Here is a 21,031-nt window from a genome sequence, read left to right as displayed (position 1 = left end):
CCGTCAGCGCGTTCCGACGATGACTCCGCGTGCGGCGAGAAACGGATAGGGATCTATTTGCACGCCGTTCACCCGTACTTCGAGGTGGAGGTGGCAGCCGGTGGAGGCTCCGGTCGACCCGACCTGCGCGATCGGCTGGCCGGCCACCACCTGCTCGCCGACGCTCACGCCGATGCCCCCGTCGCGGATGTGCCCGTACGCGGTCTCGACGCCGCCGCCGTGGTCGATCAGGATGAAGTTGCCGTACCCGCCGTTGGGACCGGCCTGCACCACGACGCCGGCGGATGCGGCCACGATCGTCGTCCCGCACGCTGCGCCGATGTCGTCGCCGGGGTGGAAGGGCGCCGTTCCCGCCGGGCGGGAGGGCCGTGGCCCGAACGGGTCGGTCATCGGGCCGTGGACGGGCAGGGTCCAGCCGGTCGGGATGGCACCGGGGTCGACGATGAGAGCCTGCCAGCCGGTGCCCGCCGTGAGCAGGGTCGGCAACTGATCCAAGGCCGCCGAGGCGGTGTCCACCTGGAGCTGGGCGTCGGAGACCGCCTGCTGACTCGCATCGACGTCGATGCCGGCGAGTGCGTCGGCGGCGTGTTGCGCCTGGCTGCTCAGCGACTTCGCCGCGGCGGCATCGGCCGCCGCGCCCCGCAGTGCCGCGACCCGGTCGTCGCTCAGTGAGCGGAGGCGCTGGACCGCGCCGAGCTTGGTGAGGAGGTCGCCATGGGTCCCGAGGACCGCGGCGAGCGGGTCGTCGGTGATGCCCTTCCAGCCGGCCGCGCGGATGAGGGCGCTCGCGAAGGCGGCGGACGCTGCGGCGTGCTTCTTCGCCGCCTTCGCCTGGGCGGTGAGGGCGTCCGCCGACGCTTTGGCCTGCTGCTGCTCGCGCTGGGCGGCCAGGTTGGCGTCGGTCGCGTCGGCAAGCGCCTGCTGGGCTTCCGCCAGCTGGCTGGCCAGCTGCGCCGCCTGCTCCGCGTCCGCGGTGTCGACTTGCACGCTGGTGTCCGGGAGGTCGGGCACGAGAAGCGGGATGTCGTCGGTGGGGGCGGGAGCCTGGGTGGGCGACGGTGTCGGCGTGGGCGTCGGAGTCGGGGTCGGTGTGGGAGTCGGGGTCGGGCAGGACGTCGGTGTCGGCGACGGTGCCGGCGTCGAGGACGACGCGGGACCGGTCGGCGTCGAGGTCGGGCACGGGGTGGGAGTCGGAGTCGGAGTGGGCGCAGGCGTCGGCGTCGGACTCGGCACGGGTGTCGGCGAGGGTGATTCGGTCGGCCCGGGAGTCAGTGTCGGATCCGGCGTGGGCGTCGAGGTGGTGCACCCTTCTCCCGAGCAGTCGTCGGCCGTCGCGGGCAGCGGCGCGAGCACGAGACCGACGGCCAGAGCGATCGCCCCCGCGTACGCCAGCCCTCGGCGCAACGGCCCCTGGTCGTCGCGCCCGGGCACCGAGCGCCGGGCGGCAGGCGAGCCGGGAACGAGCAATGGCCCACTGCGGAGGAAGCTCTCCGGGCGATGAGCACGGCCTCCATCACCGCGGCGCGGACGTTCGCGTCGTGTCTGCTTTCTGAGGCGTACAAACGCATCCCGCATGATCACGCGAGCCCCCGGTCGGGCACCGGAACGGCCCGTTCTTGCATCCTGTCATCCGCGGGGCCCGCGGACAATCCCTCGTGCGGGGGATCGGATGCGTCTCACAGCATCGGCACGCTAGCGTGAACGATTGTGACCGACAGCACCGAGACCGTCCGACCGCGACGCTCCACGCGCACGACCGGGTGGAAGGCGCTCCTGCGGGACGTCGTGATCATCTTCATCGTCGCCGTGCTGGTCTCGTTCCTGATCAAGACGTTCGTGGCGCGGTCGTTCTACATCCCTTCCGGGTCGATGGAGAACACGCTGCAGATCAACGACCGCATCATCGTCAATGAGCTGCAGCCCAAAGTCTTCGGGCTGCAGCGCGGAGACGTCGTCGTCTTCAAAGACCCGGGCGGCTGGCTGCCGCCCGCGGCGCCGAGCACGGGCAACCCGATCCAGCAGGGCATCGGCGCCGTGCTCGACTTCGTCGGCCTCGGAGCCTCGGACAGCGATCAGCACCTGGTGAAGCGCTTGATCGGGCTGCCGGGCGACCACGTGACCTGCTGCAACGCCCTCGGCCAGATGAGCGTCAACGGCGTCCCTCTCAAGGAGCCGTACGTCCTCCTGCCCGCCGGCCAGCAGGCCGTCTCCGGCAAGCCGTTCGACGTCACCGTGCCAGCGGGCAAGGTCTGGGTGATGGGCGACAACCGCTACAACTCGGCCGACTCCCGGTATCACATGGACGACCCGACCAAGGGCTTCGTCCCGCTCAGCGACGTGGTCGGCCGCGCGTTCGTGATCAGCTGGCCGGTGAGCCACTGGTCGTGGCTCGACAACTACCCGCAGACGTTCGCCGGAACCGAGCGCAAAGAGCACTGACCGCTCTGCGGTTCAGACCCGCTGCTGTTCAGACCCGCTCTGCGCGTCCCAGCCGCCAGTAGCCCATGAAGGCGACGCGGCCGCGGTCGATGCCGTGTCCGCGCACGAGCAGCCGGCGCAACGTCTTGACGACCCCGGACTCCCCCGCGATCCACGCGTAGAACCCGCCGCCTGCCTGCTCCGGGCGCTCCCAGAGGATGTCGCGGTCCACGTCGACCTCATCCAGCTGCTGGATGCGGTCGGCCGCAGCCGCCGCGACCAGCTCCGGACGCTCGGCGAGCCACGCGGTGACCGCCGGCAGCAGCCGGCAACCGTGCTCGCCGCCGGCGCGGGCGGTCCAGGTGACCTCCACGTTCGGTCCGACAGCCAGTGGGAGGGCGTCCTCCGCGGCCGGGACCTCGATGAAGGCGTGGGCGCGACGGGTCGGGGGCAGCGCCTCGAGGATGGAGGCGATGGCCGGTGCGGCCGTCTCGTCGCCGACCAGCAGGAGCTCGGTCGCCGTGCCCGGCCTCCAGTCGATGCCGACGCCGGTGTACGGGCTGAGGGCGTCGGGGCCGATCACCACCAGCTCGTCGCCGACGGCCGCGCCGCTCAGCCAGCCGGCGGCGGGGCCGCCGTCGCCGTGGACGACGAAGTCGATGTCGACCCGGAACTCCTCCTGCGAGACGTCGCGCACCGTGTAGGTGCGGAACGGGTTGCGCCGGTGCTCGGGCAGCGCGCGCCACTGGTCGTACCAGTCGCCCGCGTCGAGCGGGCTGAAGCTGCCGTCGGCCAGCGGGAAGACCAGCTTGATGCGCTGGTCGAGACGCTCGGTGCCGAACGTCTCGAACTCGTCGCAGGTGAGGCTCACGCGCAGGAAGCCCGGGCTCAGCCTCCGGATGGCCGAGACCGCCGCCCGATACGGCCGGTACGCCGGACGGTCCGTGAGGGGCGGTGCGAGCACGGTCACGTCGAACCTTCCTGGCCGGGGCGGGTGAGTAAGGTAAGGCTACACTAACCGGCTCTGCCCGATCTGAGCGTCGGACCTCCGCGCCCCGCCCGCGTCGATGCTGGACCCCCGGGGACCCACGCAGTAACGTCGGCCGCGTGACGATCGTGCGGATCCACCCGGTGCTGGGCAAGGACGCGCGCCTCACCCTCCTCATCACCGGCGTCCTGGCGGGCGCTGCGATCGGCTTCCTGCACATCATCGACTACGAGCTGGGCAACGACACCAAGCGTGAACTGCTCAGCCCGCAGCTCTTCCTGTACGGCCCGGCGGCGGCCGGAGTCGGGTTCGTCGCCGCGGCAGCCCTCTACGCCTGGTTCGCCCGTGCGAAGCCCGGCGCGTTGCACTGGTGGCGGCACGTCTTCGGCATCGTGAGCGCCTTCGTCGTCGCGTACGCGGGCTACAGCCTGCTCTGGATCACCACGCCGCCGACGTTCCTCGGCCGCCTGAGCGAGCCGCTCGGCGCCGCGCTCGTCACGGTGACGGTGGAGGTCGTGCTCGTCCGGCTCATCCGCTCCGGTCGTAATGTCGAGAGCGTCCGCCTCCGTTCGACGTCCCAGTGAACCGACACCGATTCGAAAGGACCACAAGACCCATGAAGTACATGATGTTCGTGATCACCGACTCCCAGCCCGACGCCCAGACGGACGAGTCCGACGTCGATCTCTGGGTCGACGAATTCGATGCGTCGGGCAAGCGCATCATCGGCGAAGTGCTGCAGCCGCAGACCGAGTCGCGGGTCGTGCGCGTGCGCGACGGCAAGCGCTACGTGACCGACGGACCGTTCACCGAGACAACAGAAGTTATCTGCGGCTTCGACATCCTCGACGTCGACGACCTCGACGAGGCCATCGAGATCGCCTCCCGCCACCCGATGGCGCGCAACGGGCAGCTCGAGCTGCGGCCGTTCATGGTCTGGGAGTGATGCGGTGACGCGCCCTCCCCTGGGCGCTGGACCCCGGGGGCGGCGGTGGCCGAAAATGGCGTCATGACAACGATCGCCGGCCCCGTCGCCTCCACCACGACAGGGGAGGTCGTCGGCGACGACAACGGGCGGGTGACCGTCTGGAAGGGCATCCGCTACGGCGAGGCGCCCACCGGGGCGCTGCGCTGGGCGGCGCCCGTCGCCGCGCACGACGCCGTGCGCGACCCGGACGGGGTCGTCCGTGCGACGTCGTTCGGCGCCGCGGCACCGCAGCCCGTCAACAAGGTCATGCCGCTCGGCGACGGTGTCCGCACCGACGAGGACTGCCTGTTCCTCAACGTGTGGCGTCGCTCCGACGCGGCCGAAGGACGACCGGTGATGGTCTGGCTGCACGGCGGCGCATACACGTTCGGCGCCGCGAGCCAGGCCGTCTACGACGGGACGTCGCTCGTCAGCACTGGCGACGTCGTCCTGGTCACCATCAACTACCGGCTGGGCGCTCTCGGCTTCCTCGACCTCCGTTCGCTGCCCGGCGGCGAGGAGGCGGAGCCCAACCCGGCGCTGCGCGACGTGCTGCTCGCCCTGCGCTGGGTGCAGGACAACATCCGCGCGTTCGGAGGCGACCCCGACCGGGTGACGCTCTTCGGCGAGTCGGCGGGAGGCGGCCTCGTCACCGCGCTGCTGGCGACGCCGAGCGCGGCAGGGCTCTTCCACCGGGCGATCGCCGAGAGCGCGCCCGCGAGCTCCATGTACGGCGGGGCGCGGGCCGCGACCGTCGCCTCGCGGTTCGCCGACGAGGTCGGAGCCTCCCGTCTCGACGAGTTGCGCGCCCTCCCGGTCGAGACCATCGTCGCCGCGGCGGCACGCGTGTACGACGCCGTCCCGCGCGAGCGCCCGGGAACGCTCGCCTTCGCCCCGGTGGTCGACGGCGACCTGTTGCCGGAGCACCCGATCACGGTGCTGAGCGAAGGCCGCGGCCTGCCCGTGCCGCTCATCATCGGCACCAACCGCGACGAGGCGACGCTGTTCCGCTACATGAACTCCCCGCTGATGCCGATCGGGGCCGACGCGATCGAGCAGATGTTCACGACCATGCGCGAGGAGCAGCCGGAGCTGCCCTCCCCCGACCTGGAGCAGGTGCTCGCGGCGTACACCAAGGTGAAGCGCAGGTCGCTCGGGGTCGGGATCGCCCGCGACATCGGCTTCCGGATGCCGACCGTCTGGCTCGCGAGCGGCCACTCCTCCGTCGCACCGACGTATCTGTACCGCTTCGACCACGCGACGCCGCTGATGAACCTGACGGGGATCGGCGCGGCCCACGGGGCCGAGCTGGCGTATGTGTGGGGCACCCTCGACGCCGGAGCCGGGCCGGCTTTCCGCCTCGGCGGCCGCCGGACGGCCGAACGGATCTCGAAGCGGATGCAGCGGCGCTGGACGGACTTCGCGAACGGGAGGCCTCCCGGCGACGACTGGCCGGCCTACGACACCCGCTCGCGCACCTCCCTCGTCATCGACACGAAGGACCGCGTCGTGGAGAACCTGGACGCCGCCCTCCGCACCGGCTGGGGCGACACCGTCCTGTCGTTCCGCTGACCCGGGCCTCGGCCGCTCGAGGGGCGCTGCTCAGTAGTCGGTGTGGCCCAGGCGCGGCTCGGAGACGAACGCGGCGACGGCGTCCGCGGCCGATTCGAGCTCGAGGATCACCAGTTCGTTGCGGCCGGTGCGCGTGACCGGCGCGGGTACGTGGAGGGTCTCCTGCGGTCCGCGGGTCCAGTACCGGCCCAGGTTGAAGCCGTTGAACCAGGCGACGCCCTTGCCCCAGCCGGTGGTGTCGAGGAACAGGGTCGCTTGACCGTCGAGGTCGAACGTGGCGCGCGCGAAGACCGGTCCGGCCAGGCGCTCGGGCTCCTGCTCGACCACGGGGCCCGAGGCGTCCAGCTCGGCGCGCACGGCCTCCAGGCTCGGCAGTCGCAGCGGGAGGACGCTCCAGCGACGAAGGCTGTCGCCGTTCAGCCGCACCGGACCGATGAGCCCCTTGGGCTCGCCGATCCGGGGGCCGTAGTCGACGCGGCCCTGGTCCTCCACCAGTACCGTGAGGGTGCCCCGGCTGGGCGACAGCGTGATCGCGCTGTCGTGGTGGTCGCGGGCGAGCACGCCGACCCGCGTGGAGCCGACGAAGACGTAGGCGCGGTCGCGCACCTCGCCGAACTCGAGCACGGCGGGCTCCGTCGTGTCGATCTCGGTGCGGTAGAGCCCGAAGCCCGCATAGTGGCCGAGCTCGTCGAAGGTCGGGAGGTCGTCGGTGTGCTGCCATTCACCGAGCTTCGGGGCGACGGAGAACAGCGGGATCGCGGCGCTGAACGGCACGGCGAACGCAGGGGCGGCGGCCGCGACGACCGGCTCCTCGGCCGGCACCGGCGCGTACTTCGCGATGACCTCGCGGAACGCCCAGAACTTCTCGGTCGGCTCCCCCGCCTCGTCGAGCGGGGCGTCGTAGTCGTAGCTCGTGACGATCGGCTGGTACACGCCCTTGTCGTTGGCGCCGTTGGTGAACCCGAAGTTGGTGCCGCCGTGGAACATGTAGATGTTGACCGACGCCCCGAGCGACAGCAGCTCGTCCAGGTCGGCGGCCGACTGCTCCACGGAGGTCGTGTGGTGGTGGGCGCCCCAGTGGTCGAACCAGCCGTCCCAGAACTCGGAGCACATCAGCGGTCCGGTCGGCTGGTGCTCGCGCAGGGTCGCCAGCCGCTCCCGCGAGCGCGAGCCGAAGGAGGCCGTCTTGAGCAGTCCGGGCAGCGAGCCGTTCTCGAGCATCGCCGGCTCCGGCTGGTCGACCGTGGTGAGCGGCACGGTGATGCCCGCACTACGGAAGACCTCCACCAGATGGCGCAGGTAGGCCTTGTCGTCGCCGTAGGCGCCGTACTCGTTCTCGACCTGCACGAGCAGCACCGGGCCGCCCTCCGTCACCTGCAGCGGGCGGACGATCGCGAGCACGCGCTCCATGAACGCCGTGACGGCCTCCAGAAACGACGGCTCCGACCGCCGGATGCCGACCGAGGGGTCGGTGAACAACCAGGCCGGGAGGCCGCCGTTGTCCCACTCCGCGCAGATGTACGGGCCGGGGCGCACGATCGCGTGCATCCCCTCGGCGTGCACCGTGCGCAGGAAGCGCCCCAGGTCCAGCGCGCCGTCGGCGATCCACTCGCCGGGGCGGGGCTCGTGGGCGTTCCACGGCACATAGGTCTCGACCGTGTTCAGGCCCATCAGCCGGGCCTTGCGGATGCGGTCGGCCCAGTCGTCCGGGTGCACGCGGAAGTAGTGGATGGCCCCCGACAGGATCCGGTGGGGCCGGCCGTCGAGGAGGAAGTCGTCCCCGGCGATCTCGAAGGTGCTCATGTGCGCTCTCTTGCCTCGGGCGCCCGCCGCGCGAGGGCGGCGGGCGGCCGAGGGTCGGTGGAAAGGGTTACTTGCTCGTGACGGTGAAGCCCTGCTGGTTCCCGTAGGTCACCAGCGCCTTCTGCCAGGCCTGCAGGCCGGGGTTCAGGCTGGAGTTCGCGGTGTACGCCTGACCCACGGTGTCGCCGTAGATGCTGTTCGCGTACACCTGGAACGGCAGGTACTGCCAGCCGGTGGCGACGTTCTTCGCGCCGTCGACGAGCACCTCGTTGATCTTCTGGCCGCCGAAGTACTCCGGAGCCTGGGCGAGGAAGTCGGACGAGTTCAGGTCCTTGGTGGTCGACGGGAAGCCGCCGGACTGCAGGAAGACCTTGATCGACGCGGGGTCGTTGTTGAGCCACTTGAGGAAGCCGGCCGCGAGCGCCTGGTTCTTCGACTGCTTCAGCACGACCTGCGCGCCGCCGCCGTTCTCGGCGTTGACCGGGGTGCCGTCGTACGTCGGGATGGGCGCGACGCGCCACTGACCCGACGCGTCCTTCACGGACGACTCGAGCACGCCCGGCATCCAGGCGCCGGTGATGAGGGTCGCGATCGACCCGTTGCCGAGCGCCTTGTACCAGTCGTCGCTCCAGCCGGGGACGGTGGAGAGCAGCTTGCCCTCGACCAGCTTGTCCCAGGTGCCGGTCCACTTCTTGGTGCCCTCGTCCTGGAGGTTGATCGACACCTTGGTGCCGTCGGCCTGGAACGGGCGCCCGCCCGCCTGCCAGATCATCGAGGTGGTGAACCCGGAGTCGCCGGAGTCGCTCGTGATGTAGGCGTTCGGGTCGGCCGCGTGCAGCTTCTGCGCTGCGGCGACGTACTCGTCCCAGGTCTTGGGCACGGCGATGCCGTACTTGTCGAAGACGGTCTTGTTGTAGAACATCGCCATGGGGCCGCTGTCTTGCGGGAGGCCGACGAGCTTGCCGCCGACGTTCACCGAGCCCCAGGGGCCGGGCGTGTAGTCGCTCTTGAGCGAGTCGAAACCGTACTGCTTCAGGTCGACGAGGGAGTCCGACAGCGCGAACTGCGGGATGGCGTAGTACTCGACCTGCGCGACGTCGGGCGCGCCGGACCCGGCCTTGATCGCGTTCTGCAGCTTGGTGTACTCGGTCGTGTTGGTGCCGGCGTTGACGAGCTTGACGTGCACCTTCGGGTACGCTTTCTCGAACGCGGCGACCTGGGCCTCCGCCGACGGCGTCCACGACCAGTACGTGATAGTGCCGCCCTGCTTGAGAGCCGACTCGACGTCGGAGGAGCTGCCGCCGCCGCTGGAGCCCGACGAGCAGGCCGCGAGCGAGGCGCCGATGACGGCGCTGGCGACGATCGCCGTCGCCAGCCGGCGGAGGTTCCGTGAACGCGGGATGCGCTTCATGGTGGGGTTCCTTTCACTTCCTTGTGGAATGGGAGGGACTGGTGCTGGGTCGGTTCACTGCTTGACGCTGCCGGCGGCCAGACCCGACTGCCAGTAGCGCTGGAGCACCAGGAACGCGGCCACGATCGGGATGATCGTGATGAGCGAACCGGTGATCACGAGGTTGAAGATCGGCTGGGCGCCGACCCCCGTCGCCTGCGCGCTCCACTGGCTGAGGCCGACCGTGAGGGGGTACCAGGTCGGATCGCTCAGCATGATGAGCGGCAGGAAGTAGTTGTTCCAGGTGGCGACGATCGCGAAGAGCGCAACGGTCACCACACCGGGGGCGAGGAGGCGGAGCGAGATCGTGAAGAAGGTGCGGAACTCGCCCGCGCCGTCCATCCGGGCGGCCTCGAGCAGCTCGGTCGGCACGGCCTCCGTCGCGTATGTCCAGATCAGGTAGAGGCCGAACGGGCTGATCAGCGAGGGCAGGATGATCGCCCACGGCGTGTTGGTGAGCCCGGCCTGGCTGAACATGAGGAACGTCGGGACGGCCAGCGCGGTGCCCGGAACGGCGATCGCGCCGAGCACGACCGCGAAGACGGCGCGTTTGCCCGGAAAGTCGTACTTCGCCAGCCCGTAGCCGGCCACGGTGGCGAGCAGGGTCGCGCCTCCCGCGCCGACGACCACGTAGAGCAGGGTGTTGCCCAGCCACTGCAGGAAGATCCCGCCGCGATAGGTGAACAGCTCGACGATGTTCTGGAACAGGTTGAAGTCCTTGCCGAACCACAGCCCGAACGACGAGTACAGATCCGGCTGGCTCTTCGTCGCGTTGACGATGAGCCAGACCAGCGGCACGAACGAGTAGATCGTGAAGATGATCATGACGATCGTCAGCACGGGCGACTTGCGGATGCGGCGGCCGGAGGCCTCCCCCGCCCGCGCCGCTGCACGGTTGGAGCGGGCGGCGGCCCGGGAGGGCGTCTTGCGGGATCGATCGGTGAGCGCAGTCATCAGCGGAGCTCCTTCCGCGAGCCCCGGAGCTGGACGACATAGGCGATCACCGCGGTGACGACCCCCATCACGATCGCGACCGTGGCCGCGTAGTTGAACTGCTGTCCGGCGAACGACAGGTTGTAGGCGTACATGTTGGGCGTGAAGTAGCTGCTGATCGCGTTGGGCGCCAGCTGCTTGAGCAGGTTGGGCTCGTTGAAGAGCTGGAAGCTGCCGATGATCGAGAAGATCGTCGCGATGACGATCGCGCCGCGCACGGCCGGGAGCTTGATGCTGAAGACGGTGCGGAATGCGCCCGCTCCGTCGATCTCGGCCGCTTCGTAGAGCTCGCCGGGGATGACGCGCAGCGCCGCGTAGAAGATGAGCATGTTGTAGCCCATGAACTCCCAGGTGACGATGTTGCCGATCGAGCCGAGGATCCACTGGCCGCTGAGCGGTGCGAGCTGCGTGCCGAGGAGGTGGTTGACGCTCGCGGTCAGGCCGAACTGGTCTCCGTAGATGAAGCCCCAGATGAGCGCGGCGACCACACCGGGCACGGCGTAGGGGAGGAACAGCGCGATCCGGAAGAAGCCTGCGCCGTGCAGCCGCGCCGAGTCGAGCGCGAGCGCCGCGATGAGCGAGAGCGCGAGCATGATCGGCACCTGCACCACGAGGAACAGCGCGACGCGCCCGAAGGACTCCCAGAACTTGCCGTCTTGGAGGACGGCGATGTAGTTGTCGAGGCCGACGAACGCGTTGCCTCCGATGAGCTGCTGGCGGAAGAGGCTCAGGTAGAGCGCGTACACGACCGGAGCGATGATCATGAGGGCGAAGACCACCATGAACGGGGCCACGAAGGCCCAGCCGCGCCAGTCGCGGCGCTGGCGCCGGAGCTGCCGCTTCGGCGGCGACGCCGGCGGGGCCGCCGGCGTGAGGGACGTCGTTGTCATGGCCTTCCTCGGATGTTCGGTGCGCGGTGCGGTGTTGCGGAGATGTTTACGTCAACATCTGGTTCGCTACCATAGCATGTTGACGTCAACATGACGCAAGTCCGTGTCGGCCTCCGTCGACAGGGCGGCGAACACCAGAATGAGGAACCATGACCGAGCCGATCGCCGACCCGGCGCCCGCACGCCGCGGCGGCCGCACCCGCGGCCCGTCGCTCGGCGACGTCGCCGCGCACGCTGGAGTGTCCACGCAGACCGTCTCACGGGTCGCCAACGGCCTCACCAACGTGGAGGCCGCAACGCGCGACCGGGTGCTGGCCTCCATGCAGGCGCTCGGCTACCGCCCCAACCGCGCGGCCCGTGCGCTGCGCTCCGGGCTGTTCCGCAATCTCGGCGTCGTGATGTTCACCCTGTCGTCGTACGGCAATATGCGCACGCTCGACGCGATCGCCGTGTCGGCGGCCACCGCCGGCTACTCGATCACGGTCGTGCCCGTCGAACGGCCCACGCAGCAGGACGTCAGCGTCGCCTTCACTCGGCTGCTCGAGCAGGCGGTCGACGGCATCATCATCGTCATCGAGGCGCACATCGTCGATCGCGCCGACGTCGAGCTGCCGCCGGGCCTCTCCGTCGTCGTCATCGACTCGACGGAGCGCCCCGACTACCCGCAGGTCGACACCGACCAGGCCGAGGGCGCCCGGCAGGCGACCGAGCACCTGCTCTCGCTCGGCCACCACACGGTCTGGCACATCTCCGGGCCGGCGGAGTCGTACTCGGCCGCACGTCGCGAGCAAGCCTGGCGCGAAACGCTGGAGGCCGCGGGGGCGGCGGTCCCCGAGGTGTTCCGCGGCGACTGGTCGACGAGCGCGGGCTACGGTTTCGGCCGCGAGATCGCCGCGCGCCCGGAGATCACGGCGGTGTTCGCCGCGAACGACCAGATGGCGCTCGGCGTGCTGCGCGCGCTGCACGAGGCCGGTCGCCGCGTGCCGGAGGACGTCAGCGTCGTCGGGTTCGACGACATGGCGGAGGCGGACTCGTTCTGGCCTCCCCTGACGACCATCCACCAGGAGTTCGAGGCCACCGGTCGGCGCGCGGTCGAACTCCTGGTCGCCGAGATCGAGGGGCGGCCGGAGCCCGTGCGGTCGTCGGTCCTCCCCACGCGGCTCGTCGTGCGCGCGAGCAGCGGCCCGGCGCCCGCGTAAGCGACGCCCCGGCCGTCACCCGCGCTCGACGACCTCGAACCGGTTGCCGTCGGCGTCGGTCGCCTGGAACATCGCCGGCACGCCGGGCCAGCGCAGCAGCTCGCCCACCGCGACGCCGCGCCGGGCGAGCTCTTCGTGCGTGCTCCCCGCGTCCGCGCTCTCGAACCGGATGCCCGTCTCGACTCCCGCAGGAACGTCGTCACTCGCGACCACGAGCGACACCGACACCGCCGATCCCGGGGGCGCCAGCATGATCCAGCGCCCGCCCGTCGGCAGCGGCGCGTCCACGAGCACCTCGAATCCGAGCGAGTCTCGATAGAAGGCCAGGGCCGCATCCTGATCCCCGACCGGGATCCCGATGGTGTTCACCCCGGTGATACCTGTATCCGCCATGTGCGCATCCTCCTTGTTTCGTCCGATGACGGCCACGGAGGGGATCCGGCCTTCGCACTACCGGATCCCCTCCGTCGCCGACGATGTTCAGCCGCGGTGCACGAGCGGCCGCACCTCGATGCCACCGTGACCCTGCCGCGCCTCGGCGAGGGAGGCCGCGAGCGCGACCACCTCGTCCCGGTCGTCGCCTTCGATGAGGTAGAACCCGCCGACGACCTCCTTCGCCTCCGAGAACGGGCCGTCGGTGGACCGCGGCTCGCCGTCCGGTCCGGTGCGGACCGCGGTTCCCAGGGGGGTCAGCTCCAGCTCCCCCGCCGCACGAACGCGTCCGGCGGCCTTCTCGTTGAACGCCCGGTGCGCTTCGTCGACCGCGGCTCGCTCGTCCGCGCTCAGCGCGTCCCAGCGGCCCTCGTCGCCGTGGATGAGGATCAGGTACTCGGTCATGTCTTCCCCTTCGTCGAATGTCCTGAACACCCTCACGTCGAACGGCGGAGGCCGTTTTCGACACCGGCCTCCCGGTTATACTGCTGACGTCCGGCCGGTCACGGCCCGGTGCTCGAAAAAAGGGCACGAAGCCGCGCTTGCGAGACGAGCGCGCGAGACACATACGGATCATCGCACCTCCGTTCCCGTCTCGAAAGGCATCAGCATGCCCTCTGTCTCCGCTCACGTCGCCGCCGCCCTCGCCCAGCACGTCGACCAGGTCTTCGGCGTCATGGGCAACGGCAACGCCCACTTCCTCGACGCCCTCGAGCGCGACGGGGCCGTGCCGTACACAGCGATGCGCCACGAGGCCGGCGCCGTCGTGGCCGCCGACGCCTACCACCGGGCCTCCGGGCGGCTGGCCGCGGCGACCGCGACCTACGGCGCCGGCTTCACCAACACCCTCACCGCTCTGGCCGAGGCACGGCAGGCGCACATCCCTCTCGTCCTGGTCGTCGGCGACGAGCCGACCTCCGGCCCTCGCCCCTGGGGCGTCGACCAGATCGCTCTCGCCAGCGCCGTCGGCGCACGCACGTACACGGTCGGCCGCACCGACGCCGCCGCGACGACGGTGATCGCCGTCGAGCACGCGCTCACGTACCGGGTGCCGACCGTCCTCGCCATCCCGTACGACGTCGCGACCCGGGAGGCCGGCCCGGTGCCGGAGGCGCCCTCCCCCTCCGCGCCGGCACCGCTCGCGCCCACCGGCCCGTTCGCCGCCGGCGCGATCGCCGACGCCGCTGCCGCACTGGCTTCCGCCGAGCGCCCGTTCCTCCTCGCGGGACGCGGAGCCTGGATCTCGGGCGCCGGCGCCGCACTCGGCGCTCTCGCCGATGCGACTGGCGCGCTCACCGCCGGCACCGCGCTGGGACGCGGCGTGTTCCCCGACACCCGGTACGACCTCGGCGTCACCGGCGGATTCGGCGCCGAGCGGGCGATGGAGGCCGTGCGCACAGCCGACGTCGCCGTGGTCTTCGGCGCCTCCCTCAACCAGTTCACGATGCGGTTCGGCGACCTGCTGGCGCCGGGCACGCGAATCATCCAGGTGGACGTCGCCCCGGCGGCCACCCACGCGCACGTCGGTGCGTATCTGCGCGGCGACGCCCGCCTCGTCGCCGAGGCGCTCGTGGAGGAGCTGCGCGAGCTCGGTGCGACGTCGTCCGGCTGGCGCGAGTCCGTCGACCTCGCCGATCTCGTCGCCCGCCCGGCCGGCGACGGCCTCGCCGCCGACGGGCGTCTCGACCCGCGCTCGGCCGCTGCCCGCATCGGCGAGCTGCTGCCTGCCGACCGCGTCGTCGTCTCCGACGGCGGCCACTTCATCGGCTGGGCGAACATGTACTGGCCGGTCGCGTCGCCCGACCGGATGATCATGGTCGGCACCGCCTACCAGTCGATCGGGCTCGGTTTCCCGAGCGTTGCCGGTGCCGCCCTGGCCCATCCCGAGTCCACGGTGGTGCTCACGACCGGGGACGGCGGCGGCCTGATGGCGCTGGCCGACCTGGAGTCCGCCGTGCGGGTGGCCGGCGGCCGTGGCCTGACCGTGGTCTGGAACGACGCGGCCTACGGCGCCGAAGTGAATCTGTACGGGCTGAAGGGTCTTGCCCAGGGTCCGATGCTCATCCCGGAGGTCGACTTCGCGGGACTGGGGGCCGCCGTCGGCGCGCAGGGCGTGGTCGTCCGCACGCTCGCCGACCTGGAGGTGCTCGCGGAGTGGGCGGCACGGCCCGCGGACGCGCGACCGTTCCTGCTGCTGGACCTGCGGATCTCCGGCGCGGTCATCGCGCCGTACCAGGAGGAGATCATCCGCGTGAATTCGTGACGGGTCGGCCCTGACCGATCCGCTCCTCCGGCCGATAGTGGCGAGTGACGTACCTCCCTTCGTTCTTCCGCTGTAAGTCGCGAGGAGTGCCATGCCCGAGTCCGCGCCCCGTTCCGCTCGCCACCGGGAGTCCGGTCGCCGAGGAGCCGCCGAATCCGTCCGTCGCTTGCTCGGGCGGCTCCGACGAGGGTCCGGCGGGTCGCGCAGGAGTCTCGCCATCACGTCCGCCGTGGTCACCGCCACTCTGCTGGGATCGGGTGCGGTCGTCACCTCCGGCGCCCTCGCCGCAGCGACTCCGCGCGTCGACGTCACGTGGACGACCACGAACTCCTGGACGACCGGCTTCCAGTCGGCGGTCACGGTCACGAACGGAGCGGGGACCGGCACCACCCTGAAGCCCTGGCAGGTGCGCTTCGACTTCCCGCACACGCTCGTCAGCATCTGGTCTGCGGTGTCCGTCGCCTCGCCCGCCGGAACGCTCTCCGTCGGCGCTCCATCGTGGACGACGACCCTCGCACCGGGAGGCTCGGCCCAGTTCGGCCTGACCGCCACCCGTGCAGGCGCCGTTGCGATCGTGCCCAGCACGTGCACGATCGTGGGGCTGCCGGCCGGCGTGAGCCTCCCCTGCTCGGTGAACGGCGGAGGCACCGGAACGACGCCGACGCCGACCTCGACGCCCACTCCGACCCCGACCGTAACGCCCACGCCGACGCCGACCCCGACGCCCACTCCGACCCCGACCCCGACCCCGACCCCCACCAGCGGCCTAGCCGTCACCTGGACCGTGACCTCCGAGTGGACCGCCGGCTTCCAGTCCTCCGTCGCCGTCGCCAACTCCTCGTCGCGCACGCTCACCTCGTGGCAGCTCGCGTTCACGACCGCCGACGGCGTCGTCAGCCTCTGGGACGGCACGGCAGCGACCACCGGCGACGGCTTCAGCGTGACCGCTCCCTCGTACGCGCGCTCGCTCGCTCCCGGCGCGACGGCGACCTTCGGGCTGACCTCCACCAAGGCAGCGGGCGCCCCTCTCGTGCCGACCGCCTGCCGGGTCATCGGCGCCGACCTCCCCTGCACGATCAACGGAGGCGCGGCGTCCACACCCGTCCCGACTCCGACACCCACGCCGACACCGACCCCCGCGCCGACACCGACGCCCACACCGACCCCCGGCACCTCCACTCCGGTGGTCGCGCCCTACGTCGACATGGGCCTCTGGCCGACCGCCGACCTGTCGTCGTTCGCCGCCTCCGCCGGGGTCCGCGCGGTCACCGCGGCGTTCATCGTCGCCGACCGCAGCAGCGCATGCTCCCCGACCTGGGCGGGCTACACCGCCTACACGGTCGGAGGCGGCCAGGACTTCCAGGCGGACGTCCAGGCGTTCCAGGCCACGGGAGGCCGCGTGATCGCCTCGTTCGGCGGCGCGGTCAACGACGAGCTCGCCCGCGTGTGCACCGACCCCGCCAAGCTCCTTGCGGCCTACACGGCGGTCGTCACCCGATTCGGCCTCGACCGCGTCGACTTCGACATCGAGGGCGCCGACGTGTCCGACTCCGCGTCGAATCAGCGCAGGGCCGCGGCCGTCGCCGTCCTCCAGAAGCAGCGCGCGGCTGCCGGCCACCCTCTGCAGGTCACGTTGACCCTGCCGGTGATGCCGTACGGCCTGCTCGCCAACGGCCTGCGCACCGTATCGGAGTTCACCGCCGTCGGCGTCCAGCTCTCCGCCGTCAACCTGATGACCATGGACTACGGCACCGGCGTCACCGACATGGGCGGCGCCGCGATCTCAGCGGCCACCGCTGTCGCCGGACAGCTGAAGACCGTCGCGGCTTACGCCTCGTGGACGGACGCGCAGCGTCTGGGCCTGATCGCCGTCACCCCGATGCCGGGCCTGAACGACACCGGCGAGGTCTTCACCGTCGCCGACGCCACCACCGTCGGCCGGTACGCCGCGGCGAACGGCCTCGCCGGACTCTCCTGGTGGGAGCTGACGCGCGATCAGCCGTGCACGCAGGGCATCCCGGCCTACATGTGCTCGGGAACGACCCAGCCGCGCTGGACCTACTCCCACGCATTCGTCTCCGCCGTCGGCTGAGGCGAGCGAAGGACAACGGAGCCGACTGCGGGGTTCGAACCCGCGACCGCTCGCTTACAAGGCGAGTGCTCTACCAGCTGAGCTAAGTCGGCGACGACGGGAGCCCGTCGCGAACCATCCTAGGGGATGCGCGACGGGCGGCCCGAAGCCGGCAGGGACGGCGAAAGGGTCAGCTGCCCGCGCTCGGCGAGGGGGTCGGCGTGGCCGTCGACGAGTACTCGTCGCCCTGGGCCTGAAGCACGAACGCCTTGAAATCGTCCGCGTTCGTGAGCGACCCGGTGTACGGCTTGCCGTTGACGAGCACGAGCAGCGCGTTCGTCATCTTCTTCACGTCGGAGTTCGGGATGGGGCCGCTGAGAGCGCGATCGCTCGCAGTGCTCGCCCAGGTCTTGAAACGACCGTCGTCGATGCACGAGTTCACGTCCGACACGGAGGCCCCCGCCGCAGCCGCACGCTTCTTGAGCTGCTGGTCGCTCAGCCCGGGGCCGCCTTCGACCGGCTGGTTCGTGAACAGGGACTCGTTGAACGCCCAGAAGGCCTTCGGCGAGTAGTTCGCGACACACGCGGCCGCGTTCGCGGCCCGCAGCGAATAGCGGGTGCCGGCCGAATGGCTGGTGTAGATGGCCACGGGATGAAGCTCCACCGTGACGGCGCCGTCTTTCACCAGCGGCTGCAACTGCTTGAGGTTCGTACGCTGGAACTGACCGCACAGCTTGCAGAGGTAGTCCGCATAGATGCGGATGTCGACGGTGCTCGCCGACGGGTCAGGAGCGCTCGCGATGGGCTTCGCGTCGGCGGCGAGCGCCGGAGTCGCCTTGACCTTCAGTCCGGAGCCGATGACGACCCCGTCGCTGGCCATGTTCTTCGGGCCGGGGACGGTCGGGCGGATGGCGCCCATGATGACCACGGCGACGATGGCCACGATGGCGAGGACGCCGATCACGATGCCGCCGGACAGGAGGGCCTTGTTCCTGCGGTCCTTGCGCTGCTGGCTCGTGCGGAGCTGTCGGGCTTTCTCCCGGGCAGCCGCGCGGACGTCGCCGCTGCGGCTCTCGTCGGGGTCGGTCATGGAACTCATATCTTCTGGCGTATCGGCTCTCGGGGTAGGCGGCGCTGTGCGCGGGGGGACGCGACAGCGGGGACGTGCGTGAGCTAGACGCAACCGGACGATCGTATTCCGGCTGTCTGGGAATAGACCAGACATACGCCGTTCGAGTTCCGAACACCACCTCCACGTGTCCCCCGAGCGCGGGCCAGCGGCTTCCGCGGGCGTGTGGTCCAAGAGGCCCGTCGGATGCCTTACTATGGGGGTCGTGGCACCGACGCCCCTGGACGTCGACGCCACGTCTATTCCATTCACAACGGATCGTCCGGCACGTACCTGCCGGTGAAGGAGACAAAAGAAAAATGGCGACTGTCACTTATGACAAGGCGACCCGGCTCTACCCGGGTTCCAACCGCCCCGCGGTCGACTCCCTCGACCTCGACATCGCAGACGGCGAGTTCCTCGTCCTGGTCGGCCCCTCCGGCTGCGGTAAGTCCACCTCGCTCCGCATGCTCGCGGGCCTCGAAGAGGTCAACGACGGCAACATCTTCATCGGTGAGCGCAACGTCACCGACGTGCCGCCGAAGGACCGCGACATCGCGATGGTGTTCCAGAACTACGCGCTGTACCCGCACATGACGGTCGCCGAGAACATGGGCTTCGCGCTCAAGATCGCCGGCGTCGGCAAAGAGGAGCGCGCCTCCCGCGTGCTCGAGGCCGCCAAGCTGCTCGACCTGGAGCCGTACCTCGGCCGCAAGCCGAAGGCGCTCTCCGGTGGTCAGCGTCAGCGCGTCGCCATGGGCCGCGCGATCGTCCGCTCGCCCCAGGTGTTCCTCATGGACGAGCCGCTGTCGAACCTCGACGCGAAGCTCCGTGTGCAGACGCGCACCCAGATCGCCTCGCTGACCCGCCGCCTCGGCGTCACCACGGTCTACGTCACCCACGACCAGACCGAGGCGCTGACCATGGGCGACCGCATCGCGGTCCTCAAGGACGGCGTTCTGCAGCAGGTCGGCACCCCGCGCGACCTCTACGCACAGCCGAACAACGTGTTCGTCGCCGGCTTCATCGGCAGCCCGGCCATGAACCTGTTCTCGGCCGACGTCACCGACGGCGGCGTCAAGTTCGGCACGACGGTCGTCCCGGTCGAGCGCGACGTGCTCGCCAACGCCGGCAACTCCGTCACCATCGGTGTCCGCCCGGAGGACGTCGTCGTCTCCACCGCAGAGAGCGGCGGCCTGAAGGTCGCGGTCGACCTCGTCGAGGAGCTCGGCGCCGACGGCTACCTCTATGGCCACTCGGAGGTCGACGGCAAGCGCACCGACATCGTCGGTCGCGTCGACGGACGCGTTCACCCGAACGCGGGCGACACCGTCTACATCACCCCGAAGCCGGGCCACGTCCACCTCTTCCACGCGGAGTCGGGCGAGCGTCTCGGCGGCGCGGTCGTCGACTAAGGTCCACGGAGCAATCCCTCACTCTGCCGCAGTCCGGTCTCGGGCTGCGGCAGAGTGGTTTTCCGCACCACTCGTTCCTGGAGGCTCAGTCATGGCCGGTTCTGTCAACATCACCGCGGCGACGGTCGATCCCGCGCTGCTCGATCTGCCCTGGAACCTCCCGCTGGACGAGTGGTCGAACGAGCACATCGCCTTGCTGCCGAAGGGCATCAGCCGGCACCTCGTCCGCTTCGCGAACCTCTCCGGCTATGTGATCGCCATCAAGGAGACGACCGCCGAGATGGCGCAGCGCGAGTACGACATGCTGCGCACCCTCCAACGCCTCGACGTGCCGTGCGTCGACCCGGTCGCGGTCATCAAGAACCGCACGGACGACAACGGCGACCCCCTCAACGCCGCGCTGGTCACCCGGCACCTCAAGTTCTCCCTCCCCTACCGCGCGCTGTTCTCGCAGACACTGAGGCCCGACACCGCGACCCGTCTGGTCGACGCCCTCGCCGTGCTCCTGGTGCGCCTCCACATCGTCGGCTTCTTCTGGGGCGACGTGTCGCTCTCCAACACCCTCTTCCGGCGGGACGCCGGCTCGTTCGCCGCGTACCTGGTCGACGCGGAGACCGGTCAGATCTACGACGGCCTCTCGAACGGGCAACGCGAGAACGATCTCGAGATCGCCCGCGTCAACATCGCCGGCGAGCTGATGGACCTGGAGGCCGGCGGCCGCGTCGACGAGGAGCTCGACCCGATCAAGGTGTCGAACGGGATCGTCGCGGCATACCGGTCGCTCTGGAAGGAGCTCACCGGCAGCGAGTCCTTCTCGTCGTCGGAGCGCTGGCGGATCAGTCAGCGCGTGGAGCGCCTCAACGAACTCGGCTTCGACATCGAAGAGCTCGCGATCAAGACCTCCGACGAGGGCACGACCGTCCGCATCCAGCCGAAGGTCGTCGACGCGGGGCACCACCAGCGACGCCTGCTGCGGCTGACCGGCCTCGACACCGGCGAGAACCAGGCTCGGCGGCTCCTGAACGACCTCGACTCGTACTCGGCGACGCTCGGAAAGCGCGGCCTCGACGAGGAGGCCATGGCCCACGAGTGGCTCCTGCGCGTCTTCGAGCCCGTCGTCCGCGCCATCCCGGCCGACCTGAAAGGCAAGCTGGAGCCGGCCGAGGTCTTCCACCAGCTGCTGGAACACCGCTGGTTCATGTCGCAGAACGAGGGCCGCGACGTACCGCTGGCGGAGGCGCTGACCTCCTACATCAACGACATCCTCCGGCACCGCCGCGACGAGGCGACCGTCGTCGGGCCGCCGACCGAGACGATGAGCATCCCGGTGATCCGCCGTGCGGCCGGGCTCGACGAGGACGACGACGAGGACGACTGGCGCTCCAAGGTCTGATCGCGCGTGCGGCGGCGCCGAGCCGCTGGCCCAGCGCTGCTCCGGTACGCTCGGAGTAACCAGAACGAG

19 protein-coding genes and 1 tRNA gene are annotated in these 21,031 nt (G+C 70.4%); 10 read left to right on the top strand and 10 right to left on the bottom strand.

The window, feature by feature from the left end; translation table 11 throughout:
- Positions 1-3: 3 nt before the first annotated feature.
- Positions 4-1,011 carry a M23 family metallopeptidase gene (locus ASF88_RS20890; protein ID WP_235493265.1) on the bottom strand — a complete coding sequence of 336 codons (1,008 nt, stop codon included), beginning with the start codon at positions 1,009-1,011 and terminating at the stop codon, positions 4-6.
- A 10-nt stretch (positions 1,012-1,021) separates the two neighbouring features.
- On the opposite strand from ASF88_RS20890, the gene ASF88_RS20885 reads away from it, so the two are divergent.
- The gene (locus tag ASF88_RS20885) at positions 1,022-1,501 is read left to right on the top strand and encodes a hypothetical protein (RefSeq protein WP_235493264.1); all 480 of its coding nucleotides are present in this window, start codon (positions 1,022-1,024) and stop codon (positions 1,499-1,501) included.
- A gap of 206 nt (positions 1,502-1,707) precedes the next feature.
- Entirely contained in the window at positions 1,708-2,439 is a 732-nt protein-coding gene (lepB, locus tag ASF88_RS03935; protein WP_055914501.1) for a signal peptidase I, read from the top strand.
- A 28-nt stretch (positions 2,440-2,467) separates the two neighbouring features.
- Here lepB and ASF88_RS03930 read toward each other — a convergent pair whose 3' ends face one another.
- Complete coding sequence (locus ASF88_RS03930; protein WP_055914498.1) at positions 2,468-3,388, bottom strand: siderophore-interacting protein; 921 nt, start codon at positions 3,386-3,388, stop codon at positions 2,468-2,470.
- A 137-nt stretch (positions 3,389-3,525) separates the two neighbouring features.
- Here ASF88_RS03930 and ASF88_RS03925 point away from each other — a divergent pair, with 137 nt between their 5' ends.
- The 3 genes from ASF88_RS03925 (at position 3,526) to ASF88_RS03915 (ending at position 5,945) form a co-directional block, all read left to right on the top strand.
- Positions 3,526-3,990 (top strand): hypothetical protein, encoded by a 465-nt coding sequence (locus tag ASF88_RS03925; protein ID WP_055914495.1) that lies wholly within the window; start codon positions 3,526-3,528, stop codon positions 3,988-3,990.
- A 32-nt stretch (positions 3,991-4,022) separates the two neighbouring features.
- Positions 4,023-4,352: a YciI family protein gene (locus ASF88_RS03920; RefSeq protein WP_055914493.1), complete on the top strand. Its 330-nt coding sequence runs from the start codon at positions 4,023-4,025 to the stop codon at positions 4,350-4,352.
- A 63-nt stretch (positions 4,353-4,415) separates the two neighbouring features.
- On the top strand, positions 4,416-5,945 hold the full coding sequence (locus ASF88_RS03915; RefSeq protein ID WP_055914490.1) for a carboxylesterase/lipase family protein: 1,530 nt from the start codon (positions 4,416-4,418) through the stop codon (positions 5,943-5,945).
- 30 nt (positions 5,946-5,975) lie between these two features.
- Here the strand turns inward: ASF88_RS03915 and ASF88_RS03910 are convergent, their stop codons facing one another.
- From ASF88_RS03910 to ASF88_RS03895, 4 genes are all read right to left on the bottom strand, one after another.
- Positions 5,976-7,748: a glycoside hydrolase family 35 protein gene (locus tag ASF88_RS03910; protein ID WP_055914487.1), complete on the bottom strand. Its 1,773-nt coding sequence runs from the start codon at positions 7,746-7,748 to the stop codon at positions 5,976-5,978.
- Positions 7,749-7,815: 67 nt separating this feature from the next.
- Entirely contained in the window at positions 7,816-9,159 is a 1,344-nt protein-coding gene (locus ASF88_RS03905) for an ABC transporter substrate-binding protein (protein WP_055914484.1), read from the bottom strand.
- A 54-nt stretch (positions 9,160-9,213) separates the two neighbouring features.
- Positions 9,214-10,152: a carbohydrate ABC transporter permease gene (locus tag ASF88_RS03900; RefSeq protein WP_055914481.1), complete on the bottom strand. Its 939-nt coding sequence runs from the start codon at positions 10,150-10,152 to the stop codon at positions 9,214-9,216.
- The gene (locus ASF88_RS03895; protein ID WP_055914479.1) at positions 10,152-11,081 is read right to left on the bottom strand and encodes a carbohydrate ABC transporter permease; all 930 of its coding nucleotides are present in this window, start codon (positions 11,079-11,081) and stop codon (positions 10,152-10,154) included. Before ASF88_RS03895 ends, ASF88_RS03900 begins: the two co-directional genes overlap by 1 nt.
- 149 nt (positions 11,082-11,230) lie before the next feature.
- Here ASF88_RS03895 and ASF88_RS03890 point away from each other — a divergent pair, with 149 nt between their 5' ends.
- Complete coding sequence (locus tag ASF88_RS03890) at positions 11,231-12,280, top strand: LacI family DNA-binding transcriptional regulator (protein ID WP_055914476.1); 1,050 nt, start codon at positions 11,231-11,233, stop codon at positions 12,278-12,280.
- A gap of 15 nt (positions 12,281-12,295) precedes the next feature.
- Here the strand turns inward: ASF88_RS03890 and ASF88_RS03885 are convergent, their stop codons facing one another.
- Both ASF88_RS03885 and ASF88_RS03880 read right to left on the bottom strand, forming a co-directional pair.
- Complete coding sequence (locus ASF88_RS03885) at positions 12,296-12,673, bottom strand: VOC family protein (RefSeq protein WP_055914473.1); 378 nt, start codon at positions 12,671-12,673, stop codon at positions 12,296-12,298.
- A gap of 87 nt (positions 12,674-12,760) precedes the next feature.
- Entirely contained in the window at positions 12,761-13,117 is a 357-nt protein-coding gene (locus ASF88_RS03880; protein WP_055914470.1) for a YciI family protein, read from the bottom strand.
- Positions 13,118-13,322: 205 nt separating this feature from the next.
- Between ASF88_RS03880 and ASF88_RS03875 the strand changes: the two genes are divergently transcribed.
- Together ASF88_RS03875 and ASF88_RS03870 are read left to right on the top strand one after the other, a co-directional pair.
- Positions 13,323-14,975: a thiamine pyrophosphate-binding protein gene (locus ASF88_RS03875; protein WP_055914466.1), complete on the top strand. Its 1,653-nt coding sequence runs from the start codon at positions 13,323-13,325 to the stop codon at positions 14,973-14,975.
- Between the two features lie 229 nt (positions 14,976-15,204).
- Entirely contained in the window at positions 15,205-17,067 is a 1,863-nt protein-coding gene (locus ASF88_RS03870; protein ID WP_055914464.1) for a cellulose binding domain-containing protein, read from the top strand.
- Between the two features lie 19 nt (positions 17,068-17,086).
- On the opposite strand, the gene ASF88_RS03865 is transcribed toward ASF88_RS03870, so the two are convergent.
- Positions 17,087-17,159, bottom strand: a tRNA-Thr gene (locus tag ASF88_RS03865).
- A gap of 77 nt (positions 17,160-17,236) precedes the next feature.
- Positions 17,237-18,145, bottom strand: coding sequence for a DsbA family protein (locus ASF88_RS03860; protein ID WP_235493263.1), 909 nt, complete (start codon positions 18,143-18,145; stop codon positions 17,237-17,239).
- 329 nt (positions 18,146-18,474) lie between these two features.
- Here ASF88_RS03860 and ASF88_RS03855 point away from each other — a divergent pair, with 329 nt between their 5' ends.
- A complete protein-coding gene (locus tag ASF88_RS03855; RefSeq protein ID WP_055914457.1) occupies positions 18,475-19,569 on the top strand; it encodes an ABC transporter ATP-binding protein in 1,095 nt (364 codons plus the stop codon).
- A gap of 91 nt (positions 19,570-19,660) precedes the next feature.
- Complete coding sequence (locus ASF88_RS03850; RefSeq protein ID WP_055914454.1) at positions 19,661-20,962, top strand: DUF4032 domain-containing protein; 1,302 nt, start codon at positions 19,661-19,663, stop codon at positions 20,960-20,962.
- Positions 20,963-21,031: the final 69 nt, after the last annotated feature.

The sequence above is a fragment of the Leifsonia sp. Leaf336 genome (genome assembly GCF_001423695.1).
Lineage (GTDB): Bacteria > Actinomycetota > Actinomycetes > Actinomycetales > Microbacteriaceae > Leifsonia.
Note: the sequence above shows the minus strand (reverse complement) of the source record. Positions and strands in the feature narration are given on the sequence as shown.